Annotated in this window: 14 protein-coding genes; 1 reads left to right on the forward strand and 13 read right to left on the reverse strand. The window is 42.3% G+C overall.

The genetic code is table 11. The annotated features are described in order from the left end of the window. Positions 1-5 precede the first annotated feature (5 nt). The 6 genes from HUW51_RS17605 to HUW51_RS17630 form a co-directional block, all read right to left on the reverse strand. A complete protein-coding gene (locus HUW51_RS17605; protein ID WP_185270933.1) occupies positions 6-2,225 on the reverse strand; it encodes a tetratricopeptide repeat protein in 2,220 nt (739 codons plus the stop codon). Positions 2,226-2,908: 683 nt separating this feature from the next. Further along, entirely contained in the window at positions 2,909-4,504 is a 1,596-nt protein-coding gene (locus HUW51_RS17610; protein ID WP_185270934.1) for a Na+/H+ antiporter, read from the reverse strand. Positions 4,505-4,728: 224 nt separating this feature from the next. Next, on the reverse strand, positions 4,729-5,346 hold the full coding sequence (locus HUW51_RS17615) for an ATP-binding cassette domain-containing protein (RefSeq protein ID WP_185270935.1): 618 nt from the start codon (positions 5,344-5,346) through the stop codon (positions 4,729-4,731). Beyond that, positions 5,343-6,014 (reverse strand): molybdate ABC transporter permease subunit, encoded by a 672-nt coding sequence (modB, locus tag HUW51_RS17620; RefSeq protein WP_185270936.1) that lies wholly within the window; start codon positions 6,012-6,014, stop codon positions 5,343-5,345. Before modB ends, HUW51_RS17615 begins: the two co-directional genes overlap by 4 nt. Positions 6,015-6,031: 17 nt before the next feature. Next, positions 6,032-6,778, reverse strand: coding sequence for a molybdate ABC transporter substrate-binding protein (gene modA, locus HUW51_RS17625; RefSeq protein ID WP_185270937.1), 747 nt, complete (start codon positions 6,776-6,778; stop codon positions 6,032-6,034). 14 nt (positions 6,779-6,792) lie between these two features. Beyond that, entirely contained in the window at positions 6,793-7,299 is a 507-nt protein-coding gene (locus HUW51_RS17630) for a molybdopterin-dependent oxidoreductase (RefSeq protein WP_185270938.1), read from the reverse strand. A 399-nt stretch (positions 7,300-7,698) separates the two neighbouring features. Between HUW51_RS17630 and HUW51_RS17635 the strand changes: the two genes are divergently transcribed. Then, positions 7,699-8,262 carry an NADPH-dependent FMN reductase gene (locus HUW51_RS17635; protein WP_185270939.1) on the forward strand — a complete coding sequence of 188 codons (564 nt, stop codon included), beginning with the start codon at positions 7,699-7,701 and terminating at the stop codon, positions 8,260-8,262. Between the two features lie 271 nt (positions 8,263-8,533). On the opposite strand, the gene HUW51_RS17640 is transcribed toward HUW51_RS17635, so the two are convergent. Genes HUW51_RS17640 through HUW51_RS17670 form a run of 7 tightly spaced genes read right to left on the reverse strand, consistent with a single transcriptional unit; the run spans position 8,534 to position 14,470 of the window. Beyond that, positions 8,534-8,845 (reverse strand): metal-sulfur cluster assembly factor, encoded by a 312-nt coding sequence (locus tag HUW51_RS17640; RefSeq protein ID WP_185270940.1) that lies wholly within the window; start codon positions 8,843-8,845, stop codon positions 8,534-8,536. After that, a complete protein-coding gene (locus tag HUW51_RS17645) occupies positions 8,842-9,273 on the reverse strand; it encodes a SufE family protein (RefSeq protein WP_185270941.1) in 432 nt (143 codons plus the stop codon). Before HUW51_RS17645 ends, HUW51_RS17640 begins: the two co-directional genes overlap by 4 nt. Before the next feature lie 7 nt (positions 9,274-9,280). Then, on the reverse strand, positions 9,281-10,534 hold the full coding sequence (locus HUW51_RS17650) for an aminotransferase class V-fold PLP-dependent enzyme (RefSeq protein ID WP_317175606.1): 1,254 nt from the start codon (positions 10,532-10,534) through the stop codon (positions 9,281-9,283). A 5-nt stretch (positions 10,535-10,539) separates the two neighbouring features. Next, positions 10,540-11,886 (reverse strand): Fe-S cluster assembly protein SufD, encoded by a 1,347-nt coding sequence (gene sufD, locus HUW51_RS17655; protein ID WP_185270942.1) that lies wholly within the window; start codon positions 11,884-11,886, stop codon positions 10,540-10,542. A 1-nt stretch (position 11,887) separates the two neighbouring features. Further along, on the reverse strand, positions 11,888-12,655 hold the full coding sequence (gene sufC, locus HUW51_RS17660; RefSeq protein WP_185270943.1) for a Fe-S cluster assembly ATPase SufC: 768 nt from the start codon (positions 12,653-12,655) through the stop codon (positions 11,888-11,890). Positions 12,656-12,673: 18 nt separating this feature from the next. Continuing rightward, positions 12,674-14,119 carry a Fe-S cluster assembly protein SufB gene (sufB, locus tag HUW51_RS17665; protein WP_185270944.1) on the reverse strand — a complete coding sequence of 482 codons (1,446 nt, stop codon included), beginning with the start codon at positions 14,117-14,119 and terminating at the stop codon, positions 12,674-12,676. A 24-nt stretch (positions 14,120-14,143) separates the two neighbouring features. Beyond that, positions 14,144-14,470, reverse strand: coding sequence for a HesB/IscA family protein (locus tag HUW51_RS17670; protein ID WP_185270945.1), 327 nt, complete (start codon positions 14,468-14,470; stop codon positions 14,144-14,146). Between the last annotated feature and the right edge of the window lie 293 nt (positions 14,471-14,763).

Here is a 14,763-nt window from a genome sequence, read left to right on the forward strand (position 1 = left end):
TTTATTTAAGCAATAGGTAATATAACTATAAACTCTACAAACTCCCCTTCCTTTGTCTCTACCTTCAGTTTACCACCGTGCTGTTTGGTAACAATATCGTAAGCCAGCGAAAGCCCCAAACCAGTGCCTTGACCCGTAGGTTTGGTGGTAAAAAAAGGTTGAAATATTTTATTTTTTAAATTTTCCGGAATCCCGGTGCCGTTATCTCGCACCTTAATTTCTACGTGGCCATTTTGTTGATAAGTGCTCACCGATATTTCGGGTTGGTACTGGCCGTTTAGTTGGGCTTTTTTCTGCTGGGTGGCGTAAAAGGCATTGTTAAATATGTTTACCAGTACCCGTCCCAACTCCAGGGGATTAACTTCTATTTTGCTGAGGCTATTATCAAAATCAGTTGTAAAAGTTACGTTAAATTCTTTGTTTTTGGCCTGCACGTTGTTATATGCCAAGCGAAAATACTCCGGAATTAAACTGTTGATATTGATGAGTTTTTTCTCGCCGGAACTAGGGCGGGAGTGTTGCAGCATGGCTTTTACAATGCCATCGGCCCGGCTGCCGTGATGCTGAATCTTTTTTAAATTTTCTTTAATATCGCCGGCTATCGCTAAGGCTTCTTCGGTGTCGCCTTTTTGCAGTTCTTCCTCCAGTTCGTCTAGTAGTTCGGCGCTTACTTCCGAAAAATTATTGACAAAATTTAACGGATTTTGAATTTCGTGGGCAATGCCGGCGGTAAGTTCGCCCAGCGACGCCATTTTTTCGGACTGAATTAGTTGCGCCTGGGTGCTTTTTAAACGGGTAAGGGTATTCTGAATTTCTTCTTTTTGCCCTTGCAGCAAAGCATTGGCTTTTTGCTTGTTCCGGTAGGCTCTTAACGAAACCACCGCCAGAACAAAGGTTAGTGCCAAACCAATACCTAGAGCCCACTGCCGGGTGCGGGTTATGGCGTCTTTGTTTTTTTGCGCGAGTTGCTGGGCTTCCTGTTGCTTATTAAATTCATAAGTCATGCTGAGCTCCGTTACTTCCCGGATGTTATCGCGGCTAAGTACCGAATCGGCAATTTGGGCGGAGGTTTTGTAGTAGCTTAAAGCTTTGTTAAAGTTGCCTGTTTGCTCGTAACAGTAAGACAAATCTTTAAATGTCTGCCCTACATCTTCCCGGTAAGTTTCGGTATTTTCCAGGGCGTTTACACTTTTTTCGAGGTAATAAATAGCGGTTTTATACTGCTTCTGGCCCCGTAAAATCGAGCCCATCCTGGAATATGCCTGAAAAATAATGTACGATTGACCCGACGAATCGGCCAGAGCAATGGCTTGTTTGGCTAAGGCGCTTGCCCGTGCAAACTGTTCCTGGGTTTCGAGGGCGCCGGCAGCTTTAGACAGGCTAGCAGCTTGTATACCGTAATCGCCCATTTCGCGCCCTAATCTTGCGGCTATAATGGCATAATTGTAAGCTTTACGCGCTTCTTTTTTCTCGCTGTATAAGTTAGAAAGGTTCGAGTAGGCGTACAGTTCTACATTTTTAATTTTTTCTTTTTTTGCCAGCTTAATGGCTTTTAACAAAGTAAGCCGGGACCGCAAGGTATCTTTCATGCTGGCATAAATGAGCCCTAAATTCAGGTTGGTATAAGCTTGGTTCGATACATCATTATTGGCCACAGCTAAATCCAGGGATTTTTGTTGATAGGCCAGCGCCTGCCTGAAATTAGATTGCATCTGGTAGCCAATGGCAATATTGCCGTAGTAGGTGGCTAAACGTTCCTGGTAGTTGTTGCGCTCGGCAATGCCAATGGCTTTTTCCAGGTTAAAAATAGACGAATCGTACTTGCCTTGGATGCCGAAATACATGCCGTAGGTAGCATAGGTATTACTCAGGCCCAGAGAATCTTTTAAATCTAAAAATAATTTCCGGGCAATGTCCATATGTTCCCTGGCTGGTTTAAAATTACCTTTCAGGCTGTAACTGCTGGCCAAGTTAATGCGGGCGGCTGCCTGCCCGGCAGCGTACTTAATTTTTTGGGCGTGTTGTAAATTTTGCAGACCTTGTTGCTCGGCGGAGTCCAGGTTTTCGCGGATCAGCAACCTGATTTTTTTGTTGCGGAGATTAATTTTGGCGGTATCGGAAGTAGCCTTACTTATCAGATAACTTAAACTATCCAGCGGACTCGTCTGGGCGCAGGCAATTTTACCAAAAAGCAATAAAAACAAAGCCGCCGTAATACATTTCATCAGACTTAAGAAAAGTAGTTTATTTCTTTATCATGTAATTCATCTGTCGTGTTTGAATTTAAATTGAAGGAACTGGTTTGGAGCGCCTAAATCTTAAATACCGGGAGAGTTGAGTAATTATATTTTTAAAAAATAGCGGAATTAGCTACCCTATAAACTGGAAACGGGCTGCAAAAAAAGATCGGAGTCGCCGCTGTACACGTGCTTAAACCAGCTTTGCGCTGGTAATTTTTACTAGCAGCAGTTTGGCAAAAATTAACCTCACGCACGAAATAAAAATAGCAGGTTCTTGGCGCTTTTATCAGTCTAATTTATTGATTTTAAAAATAATAGCTTGCTAGCCAAGGGCAGTTAATTTAACTAAAGTTTATTTAATAATAACAAAGCTGCCACTATCATTTTAAAGAAGTTTTTAGAGATAAATCTGGAGACTTGAAAAATGAAATTTTTAAAAAATGAGGTTTAAGTTTTTGATAGGCTTTACTTAACGAAATTAGGAGGGAAGAATAGTGTATAAACCGTAACAAGTTGTTCTTTATTCCTGCTATTTCAATAGGAATCTAACCAGTAAGTATTTGGTTACATCTTTCCCCAATAACGGGAATAGTATAGAGGGAAGAACATAACAAGCTGCGTTACCAGGTTCTTTGGTGTGTGTAAATTCTTCGTTGAATCCATGTTATTTAACTGGTTTGTAAAGACAGGTTACTTTCTTCTAAATCCAGTTCGTTGTCCAGTCGCCGCAACAGTTCTTCTTCAATAATTCCTTGTTGGCGCAGCTCTTGCAATACCTGGCGTTCTACTTTAAAAATTTCGCACTGAGCCGAATGAAATTCCTGAAATAATACCTTGGGGTCTACGTGGCTGTTGTCGGTTCGTACCCGGCCGTTGATTTGGTCGATCTGCAATTCGTATTTATTTTTTAAAAATTGCAAAATTTCGTTGCTGATATTTTCCGGCGAGAAATTAGATTCCAGGTGCACAATGGCTTTACTGGCCATTTGTAGCCGAATTTTCTTTTCAACCTCTTTGTATTTTTCTTCGATGGGTAAATCAAATTTTTTTATGAGCAGGGGTAAGGTTAAACCATGCACCACCAAAGAATACAAGATCACGCAAAAAGTTAAAAAAATGATGAGTTCCCGACCCGGAAAAGCATTGCCGTTGGTTAAGGTTACCGGTAAAGCCAAGGCGGCGGCCAAAGATACAATGCCCCGCATGCCAGACCAGGATACAATAAACACGGCTTGCCAACTAGGCCGGGTTTCGGTAGAGCGGATGCGTTTGCTTAATAGCCGGGGCAGGTAAGTGCCGGGGTAAACCCAAATAATCCGGATGAGCATGGTTACTACGCTAATTACTAAACCATAGAAAATAATCTGGCTTAAAGAATAAGAACCCAGCGTGGTAAGAATTACGGGCAGTTGTAAGCCGATGATGATAAAGATAACCGCGTTCAGTAGAAAAATAATAATATCCCAGACGTAGGTAGTTTGCAGCCGGGTATTATGCGTGAAAGTAGCGTGCAGCTTGCGCGTTAAAAACAAACCACTGGTAACTACCGCTAAAACGCCTGAAAAGTGAAAATGCTCGGCCAATAAAAAAGACAAATACGGGGTTACCAGGGTTAGGGCTGTATCAATGGTAGGAATGCCGTCGATAAATTTGTGCAGATAATAAACGCCATATCCCACCAATAAACCAATTATTATACCAGCTGCTCCCACCACCACAAACTGCAAACCTGCTTCCCAGATTACAAATTGGCCGGTTAGTACAGCCGCCACCGCGTACCGGTAGGCAATTAAACCGGAGGCATCGTTTACTAAGCTTTCCCCTTCGAGCACGGTAATTATGCGGCGGGGCACCCGTAAACCTTTGGTTACCGAAGTGGCAGCTACGGCATCCGGTGGAGATACAATGGCTCCCAAAATAAAACCTTCGGCTAAGCTAAAACCCGGAATTAAAGACGAACTGACATACGCAATAAGGCATGTGGTAAATAAGACGCAACCAATAGCCAGAAATGAAATGGGCCGGCGAAATTTCTTTAAATCCCGCCACGAGGTGTTCCAGGCGGCGCCGTATAAGGCCGGGGGTAAGAAAACCAGCAAGGCAATATCGGGGTCCAGTTTAATAACTGGTAAGCCCGGTACTAAACCAATTAATAAACCCGTAATTACCAAAAAAACCGGGTAAGCGACCTTAATCTTAATGGCAACTAAAGCAAATAAGATAGTAACGGCTAACAGGAGGATAATAATTTCCAGGTCCTTCATAAATAGGCTTTCTTCAACAATTGCCCGACAAGCTGAATTAGGAGTGGGCGTTTAAAAATAGCAAATAATAGTAAAATTTAAATCGCAACAGCAGGCGCTTAGCTGCTTGTTGTTGCTGCCGCTACAAAGTTGAATTTTTAAAAAATGGCATTTTTAAGAAGCAAAATCAGAATAGACTTAAGTGATTTTACCAGTACTTTAATTTAAAGAAAATTTTAAAATTTTTACTTCAGCTCAAACGCATGTTGGGCCAAGTCTCCGGTTTCGGCGGGGTAGTGGGTTACTACCAAACAAGTAATGGCAAACTCCCGCAATAATTGTTTTAATTCAGGAATTAAACTTTGTTTTAAATTAGAGTCGAGGGCCGAAAAAGGTTCATCCAGGAGGAGCAGTTGGGGCTTGGTAGTAAGGGCCCGCAATAAAGCCAGCCGCTGCTGCTGGCCACCGGATAAGTGGCGGGGTTTGTGTTTCCGGAAAGATTGCATGCGGCCCAAATCTAATAATCGCTGCACGTAGGCCTGGTCGCGGGTACCAAAAAGCAAGTGTTGTTCTACGGTCATGTGCGGAAAAAGCGCATAATCCTGAAAAACAAAACCCACCCGCCTTTGCTGCGGACTTAAGCAAATATTGTTCGGCGTATCCAACCAAATGTGCGGCCCTACCTGAATAAAGCCTTTGTCGGGCTGCACCAAACCGGCAATAATTTTTAAAAAAGTAGTTTTTCCGGCTCCCGATGGCCCCGAAATTTGCGTGGTGCTTTGCTCCGCGAAAGTGGTATTTAGCCGCAGCGGCTGGTGCCCGTTGTACGTTTTTATATGTTTAACTACTTCTACCCGGATCATTCCAGCGGACTTTTGGCCGATTTTTGGTTTAAAACAAAAACAGCCACCACAATTACAAAAGTAAGGCTGAACAAAAACAAAGAATAATAGTTAGCGCTGGCGTAATCCAGGCTTTCTACGGCATCGTAAATGGCAATGGAAGCTACTTTGGTTAATCCCGGTATATTGCCGCCAATCATTAAAACTACGCCAAATTCCCCCAGCGTATGGGCAAAGGTAAGTACCGCCGCCGTAATCAACGACGATTTAATATTAGGTAATAAAATGTACAGGAAAGTTTGCCACCGCGATTTGCCCATCGTGTAAGCTGCTTCGGCCATGGAGCGCGGTAAATGGTTAAAGGCCGACTTTACCGGACTAATCATGAAAGGCAAACTATAAATAACCGAAGCCAGAATTAAACCTTTAAACGAAAATACAAATTGCACGGCAAAAGTATCTTGCAGCCATTTACCCAAAGCATTTTGCGGGCTAAAAGCCAAAAGTAAGTAAAAACCTAATACCGATGGGGGAAGTACTAAGGGCATGGTTATAATGGCCTCGGTAATGAGTTTGGGTACCGAGCTGCGGCCAGCCAGCCAGTAGGCAATAGGTAAGCCAATTACCAGTAAAATAGCCGTGGTAACAAATGCAAGCTTTAAACTGAGCCAAATAGGCGCTAAATCCATACTCTTATAGTTGCCAACTAGGGAGTTAAATAGCCGTATTGCCGGAATAATTGTTGGGCCTCCGCGGAAAACAAATAACGGTAAAACTGCTGGGCTTTTGCGTAATTTTCTTTTTGGGCATGCTTCAGCAATATAACTCCTTGTTGTATCGGTGGGTACAATTTACGGTCTACCCGCACCCATTTTAATTTTTTATTTTGACTTTCGTAAATCAAAGCTTCGGTGGTAAATCCTAGTTTAACGGCACCCGTGGTAAGGTAGGTATTTACCTGGGCAATACTTTCGCCAAAAACCAACTTGGCCTGCAAGGTTTCCCATAATTTATACTGCCGCAAAACAGCTTCGGCGGCCTGGCCATAAGGTGCCAGCTTTGGATTAGCCAACGCAATTTTAGTTATTTCGGCTTGATTTACCAGCTTAGGCCAATTTTTTAAATCCAGATTAGCACTACTGCAAACAATTAAGCTGCCAAGCGCATACGATTTTGGTTTACTTAAACCAAAACCTGCCTGATATAGGTTTTGGGGCATTGCCATATCGGCTGATAAAAACAAATCGTAGGGTGCGCCATTTTTAATTTGCGCCGTTAATTTTCCGGAAGAGCCGCTTATTATTTCCAGGTCAATACCTGTTTTCTTCTGAAAATCTGTTTTTAAAACTTTAAGAACAAATTGCGCATTAGCTGCTACCGCCACCCGCAAAGGCTGACTACACCCCAATACCGGAAATAAAACAAACCAAACTATGGTTAAGAAAAGGCGCATAAGACCCGGTAAAATTAAGAAGCGGATTGAATAATAATGTGATTAACCTGCCGGATAAAACGGGTTTTCTTTTTCTCGCCTTCCACAATTATTTGAAAAGGGCCTTGTCCGGTACCTAGTAACTCCCCATTAATACGGGTAGCCAAAATTATTTTCTTATTAGAAAAAGCCGGATCAATTTCGGCTAGTGAAAAAACCACCTGGTATCCATCCGGGGCTTTAAGTAAAACGTATTTTTTTAAATTTTTTCCTTTTAACTCTGCGCCCAATGTTACCCCGGCCTTTTTCAGGATAGTAGCCAGCAATACGCCGGAATAGGTATGTGCCTGGTTTGTTTTATCCAGAACAATCACCGAGCTTTTTTCCATAGTGTCAATGGCAGCCAAGGTTATAGTTAGGGGTTCTTTTACTTCTCCGGATACCTGTAATATATTCTTCTCCGGGGCTTGGGCATGTCCCTTATAGCCCAGCAGTAAAAAAGCCAGCAGGTAAATTCCGGAAAAGTAAATTTTAGTAATCATTTAATTAATAATTATTAAATTATAATGGTTTGCTAAAAATATTATTTTAGTAAAATGTGGCCTCAAGCATCTAATGTTGTAATTTTTTTCGGCTTACTGAATTGCCAGTTAAACCCGGCGGTGCCGGTAAAGTACTTAATTAAAGTTTACCGTTATATTTTAAAAAATATAACGGTAAATATAGTTAGTAAAGAGCAATTCGCAAGTGAAGGTCTCCTATAAAGCTTAAATTACTTACGCCGGTACCTGTCCTTACCGATTTAGTTGAACACGATTAAACAGAATTTGCTCAACCTTATTCTAAAATTATTATTCGATTATTAATACCTACCAACTAAGTTGCTTAATCAGCAGAAAAAGACGTTTTTATTTGTTATAGAAAGGTAAGAATTTAAAAATATGCACATAGCCATTCTTTCTACCAGCGTACGAACTGGCCGGAACAGCCACCGGGTAGGTATCTATTTTAAAAAGTTTATTGAAGAAAAACAACTTGCCACCGCCGATTTAATTGATCTGCAAGATTATCATTTCCCGATTTTTGAAGAGCGACTGCGGTTTATGGATAATCCGTTACCATCGGTGGTAGAGTTTGCTTCCCGGATGCAAAAAGCGGCCGGTATTATCGTGATTACGCCCGAATACAACGGCGGATTTCCGGCTAGTTTAAAAAACGTGATTGATCTATTATCGATAGAGTGGAAGGGTAAACCTACCAGCATTGTTACGGTATCAACGGGGCCATTGGGTGGGGTTTTGGTTTATCCGTCGCTTGTGTTTTCTTTATGGAAAAAAGGTGTTTGGGTAGTGCCGGCTCGGTATCAGGTGCCCCAAGTACAGGAAGCTTTTGATGCCCAAGGTAACCCCGCCGATGTGCCTGGTACCGAAAAAAGAACGCAAACTTTTCTGCAGGAGTTAGTATGGTTTATAGAAGCCCGAAGCAAGATGGCTAATACCGGATAAACTAAATTAAGGTATAGTTTATTCCGTGGTCTGGTTTTAGGCTAAGTTTAGTTTCTACTTAATGGGGCTAATAATTAATGGAATACTTGCTTTTTATTAACCTTATCAGATTTTTAAATTTTTTAAATTTCAGCTTTAATGTTTGCCTGTGTTATTTACCTGCTGAATCAGAATAGTTTATAAAAGTTAGGGTGCCCTATAATATGGCCAACCAAAATGGTAAAAATTTAAAAAAAAGACCCAAGTTGAAAAACTCAGGTCTGAAAGATTATTATAAAAAGCCTAATTCCAATTTAGCTTCTTCGCTCATCATATCGCGGGTCCAGGGTGGGTCGAAGGTGAGCAGCACGTAAGCGTCGGTTACGCCTTCAATCGCTTCTAACTTACTTTGGGTTTCAAAAATAATGTCGCCGGCTGCCGGACAAGCCGGGGCGGTTAAGGTCATGGTTACGCGTACTTTGGTGCCTTCTTCTACCTTTATTTCATACACCAGCCCTAAATCATAAATATTAACCGGTATTTCCGGATCGTGAACGGTCCGGAGAACTTCTTCTACTTTATCTCTTAATTCCGAGGCGTTCATGATGCTTTTAAAGCTTGCGTTTGATAAGCTAAAGCGTATAATTTTATTTGCTTCAGCATGGCTAATAAACCGTTGGAGCGGGTAGGAGAGAGGTGGTTTTGTAAACCAATCTCATTAATAAAGTAAATATCAGCATTGGCAATATCCTGAGGCGTTTGCTCCGATAAAACCTGCACCACCATGCTTACTAAACCTTTGGTAATAATTGCATCGCTATCAGCGGTAAAATAAAGTTTCCCGTCTTTGTAATCGGCGTGCAACCAAACTTTCGACTGACAGCCTTTAATAATATTTTCTTCGGTCTTATACTTTTCGTCGATAATGGGCAGTTCCTTACCTAATTGAATAATGTACTCGTATTTGTCCATCCAATCATCAAATATCGCGAAATCGTCGATGATCTGATCCTGCCGCTCGTCTATGGTCATAGGGGTATTATCCGTTTAATAAGGTAATCGCTTTTTTAACGCCAACTACCAGCTTGTCAATTTCTTCCGGGGTATTGTACATGGCAATGGATGCTCTTACGGTACCCGGAATTTTAAAATATTGCATAATCGGCTCGGTACAATGGTGCCCCGTACGCACCGCAATGCCTTGTTTATCCAGAATTTCGCCAATATCAAAGGGGTGCGCATCACCCACCAGGAAGGATATGGACGCCGCCCGGTTATTGGCTTCGCCGATAAACCGTAACTCATCAATGGTACGTAGCGCATCTACGGCGTAGCTATATAACTGGCTTTCCGTTTCCTGAATATTAGATATACCTATTTCCTGGATGTAATCAATTGCCGCTCCAAAAGCAATGGCTTCGGCAATACTGGGTGTACCGGCTTCAAACTTTAGAGGCAACACGTTGTAGGTAGTTTTTTGAAAACTCACCGATTTAATCATGTCGCCGCCGCCTTGGTACGGAGGCATTTGGTTTAACCAATCTTCTTTGCCGTATAAAACGCCAAAACCGGTTGGGCCGTACATTTTGTGCGCCGAAAGAGCCATGAAATCTACATCCAGGTCCTGCACATCTAAAGGTAAATGCGGAGCCGCTTGAGCCGCATCTACTAACACCGGTATATTTTGCTGGTGCGCCCGGGCAATTACTTCTTTTACCGGGTTAATAGTACCCAAAGTATTTGAGATGTAAGTAAGAGCCACCAGTTTTACTCTTTCATCGAGCAACTCGTCCAGGGTTTCCAGTACCAGTTCGCCTTTTTCGTTTACCGGTATAACTTTAATGCTGGCACCACGCTCTTCGCAAATCATTTGCCAAGGCACAATGTTGGAGTGGTGCTCAATGGCCGAGATAACGATGCTATCGCCTTCTTTTAAAAATTTACGACCAAAACTACTCGCCACCAGGTTTATGCCATCGGTAGTACCCCGGGTAAAAATAACTTCGTGCGCGTGCTTGGCATTAATAAAAGCCGTAGCTTTTTTACGGGCTTCTTCGTAAGCGCCGGTCGCTTTTTGGCTTAAATAATGCACGCCGCGGTGCACGTTGCTGTTGTATTGCGTATAATAATCCTGGATGGCATCCAGCACTAATTTAGGTTTTTGGGTAGTGGCGGCATTATCTAAATACACCAAAGGCTTACCGTAAACCTGCGTTTGCAGGATCGGAAAGTCAGCCCGGATTTTTTGAATATCCAACTGGATACCTGTTTCAAAACTTGTATTTGCCGACATACATTTTAGGCTTTAACCAACTCCTGCTCCGCAGGAATATGGTGCGTGATTAAATTATTGATATACGTTTCAATAGCCGGAATCTGAATATTTTGCGTAACATCAAACGCAAAGGCGCTTACCAGTAAACGCCGGGCCGTTGATTCGCTAATTCCCCGCGACCGCAAATAAAACATTGCTTCCTGGCTTAACTGACCTACCGTAGAACCATGGCTACATTTTACATCATCGGCAAAAATTTCCAACTGCGGCTTCGAGTTAATGGTAGCTTTGTTACTTAACAGCAAGTTGTTGTTCTGCTGAAAAGCATTTGTTTTCTGGGCATCGCGTTGCACAAATATTTTACCGTTAAACACACCGGTAGCATTATCCAGTAAAACGCCTTTATACACCTCATTGCTATTACAATGCGGATGCAAATGGTTCACAAATGAATGATTATCTACCAACTGTTTGCCATTAGCCAGATACAAACCGTATAAATGGCTTTCGGTGTATTCATCGTCCAGGTTTACGTGCAGGTTGTTGCGCAGCAAATCCGATTCGGGTAACGAAAAAGTGTAGTTGCTGTACACGCTATCCCGCTTCTGGCTGATCTCGGTATGGCTTACCTGACGCGTATTTTTAGTATTGGTTTGCAGGTTGTAATGCTGTACCTGGGCATTTTCTTTAACTACAATTTCGGATAAGTTATTGATAAAGAAATCGCCGGTTGAGTTGTCTGAAACTACGGACTCTACCAGACTTACTGAGGCGCTGCGATGCACCACCACCAAATGGCGCGGTTGAATAAACAGGTTACCGGCTCCGGCATAAATATGCACCAGGTGAATGGGTTTTTCCAGGACCACACTGGCCGGAATTTCAATAAAAATACCATCCGAAAACCAGGCGGTGTTTAAAGCCGCAAAATGGTATTTTCCGGTATTAACCTGTTGGCCAAAATGAGCGGCAAAAGCAGGTTCCGCTTCAGCATCGGCAATATTTTTAATTTTTATATGCGCCGGTAACTGATCCGATAGAGCTGCCTGCAACTGACCGTTTACCAATACAATCCGGTAAGCATCTAAAGCCGGAATAGCCGCATTATCCAGCGAAATAGCTGTTTTAGCAGCATTCTGGATAGCGTAGGGGTTAAACTCATACGTTTCCTTCAGAAAAGGCAATACATTCGTGTATTTCCAATCTTCTACCTTGCGGGAAGGGAAACCTAAAAGCCGGAAATCTTCAATAGCCTTTTTCCGAAACGGTAAAGAGGCCTCACTGCCGGTTGTTTGCCTGCTTGTAAACCAACTATCAAAACCGTGCAGCAGGTCTTGGTACAACGGTATAGTGGATATTTGATTAGCCATTTTAGTGGGCTGTTTCTTCAGTTTTAAATTCTTCTTTTATCCAGTCGTAGCCTTTTTCTTCCAGTTCCAGAGCTAAATCTTTGGTTCCGGACATTACAATACGACCATCGTATAATACATGCACAAAATCCGGCACAATGTATTCTAATAAACGCTGGTAGTGAGTAATTAACACAAACGCATTATGCTCGTTCCGGATCTGGTTTACACCTTTGGCTACAATGCGTAAAGCATCAATATCGAGGCCGGAGTCAGTTTCGTCCATAATGGATAACTTAGGCTCCAACATAGCCAATTGCAGAATCTCGTTCCGCTTTTTCTCACCACCTGAGAAACCTTCATTTAACGAACGATTTACCAGTTTGGATTGAAACTCAACCAGTTTTTGTTTTTCTTTAGTTAATTTTAAAAATTCTTTCGCTTCCAGAGCGGGCAATCCCCGGTGTTCCCGGATTTCGTTTAAGGCCGTGCGTAGGAAGTTGATATTAGACACGCCCGGAATTTCTACCGGGTACTGGAAAGCCAGAAACAATCCCTCACGGGCCCGGATTTCGGGAGCCATATCCAGTAAATCTTTGCCATCGAAAAGTACTTCTCCTTCGGTAACCTCGTACGATTCCCGGCCGGCTAACACGGAGGATAATGAACTCTTACCGGAACCGTTCGGGCCCATAATGGCGTGAACTTCTCCCGCCTTCACTTCCAGATTAATACCTTTTAAAATTTTTTTGCCTTCTACTTCGGCGTGCAAATTTCTAATGCTCAGCATTTAATATAAATTTTAATTTTAACCCACGCTACCTTCGAGGGTAATCGATAATAACTTTTGTGCTTCTACCGCAAATTCCATCGGTAGCTGATTTAATACTTCTTTGGCGTATCCGTTCACGATTAGCGCTACAGCTTTCTCCGAATCAATACCTCTTTGGTTCAGATAAAATATCTGGTCTTCGCCAATTTTAGAAGTTGTCGCTTCGTGCTCCACGGTGGCCGTGCTGTTCTTGGTTTCGATGTACGGAAAGGTGTGCGCACCGCAGTGGCTGCCAATTAGTAAGGAGTCGCACTGCGTAAAATTACGCGAGTTATCGGCTTTGTTACCAATTTGTACTAAACCACGATAGCTGTTATTGCTTTGTCCCGCCGAAATTCCTTTCGAAATAATCCGGCTCTTGGTGTTCTTTCCTAAATGGTACATTTTAGTACCAGTATCGGCAATTTGCTTATTACCAGTAACAGCTACCGAATAAAACTCACCACTGGAGTTATCGCCTTGCAATATAACGGCCGGATATTTCCAGGTAATAGCGGAACCGGTTTCTACCTGAGTCCAGGATATTTTAGAATTGGCGCCTTTGCAGATACCGCGTTTGGTTACAAAATTATAAATTCCACCATTACCGTCTTTATCGCCGGGGTACCAGTTTTGCACCGTAGAGTATTTAATCTCGGCATTTTCCAGGGCAATTAATTCTACCACGGCGGCGTGTAACTGATTTTCGTCGCGCATGGGAGCAGTACAACCTTCCAGGTAACTTACGTAGCTGCCTTCGTCCGCAATAATTAAAGTACGCTCAAACTGGCCCGTGTTCTGGCTGTTAATCCGGAAGTAAGTAGATAATTCCATGGGGCAACGAACCCCTTTGGGGATGTACACAAAAGACCCATCGGAAAACACTGCGGTATTAAGTGCCGCAAAAATGTTATCGGAATGCGGTACCACGGAGCCCAGGTATTTTTTAACTAACTCGGGGTGTTCCTGCACCGCTTCGGTAATAGAGCAGAAAATTATACCCAGCTCTTTTAATTTTTCTTTGTAGGTAGTAGCCACCGAAATACTATCGAAAACAGCATCTACCGCCACGCCCGCTAAGGTTTTTTGCTCCGATAACGGAATACCCAACTTGGCAAAAGTAGCCAATAATTCCGGATCAACTTCGTCGAGGCTTTCGTACTTTTTCTTGTTCTTGGGAGCCGCGTAGTAAGAAATTTTTTGAAAATCCATTTCGGGCATCTCAAAGTTTTGCCAGTGCGGCATTTCTTCTTTCTGGAAAGCCTGATACCCTTTTAAACGCCAATCCAGCAACCAGGCCGGCTCGTTCTTTTTCTCAGAAATAAAATGGATAATGTCTTCGTCCAGACCGGCCGGGGCAATATCCATTTCTATATCCGTCACAAAGCCGTACTCGTACTCTTTGGTGGCAAAGTCATTTATAATTTCGTTGCTATCTTTCATTCCGCCTCGTAAATTTTTTAAAAATTAAACCGCAAAGCTCTCGCCGCAACTGCAAGTACGGGTGGCATTGGGGTTATTAAAAAACAAGCCTTTTCCGTTAAGGCCGTCCGAATAATCTAATTCGGTACCGAATAAGTAAAGTAAACTTTTGCGGTCTACAATTACTTTAAGGTCTTTATCGGTGAATTCTTCGTCGGTTTCTTTTTTCTCCGAATCGAATTGTAACTGGTATTCTAAACCAGAACAGCCGCCGCCTTTTACGCCTACGCGCACAAAGGTATCAGCATCTTTGTTTTCTTTTGCCATTAACTGGCTAATATATTCTTTTGCTTTAGTGGATACCGTAATCATATTATTACTAGATTAATCAGTTAAAGAACAAATATTCCAAGTAATAGGTTGCAAAATAAACGCCTGCATTTACATATTACCGCTGCAGTTACCTGTGAATAAGGTAGCCTGCTTTGGGTAAACCTATTGCCTAGGTAAATTATTGACTTTTAATTAACTATAAAATAAAGTACGCGCCTATTTGTTTTAAATTATGCTGTGTTTATAAAATAAATTTAGGTAGAAGCACGCTTTCTCCTATTTTCTTGTTTTAGCTTTATAAAGGTTAAATAACGAACAACCTGGCCTAAAAA

It is taken from the genome of Adhaeribacter swui (assembly GCF_014217805.1).
GTDB lineage: Bacteria > Bacteroidota > Bacteroidia > Cytophagales > Hymenobacteraceae > Adhaeribacter > Adhaeribacter swui.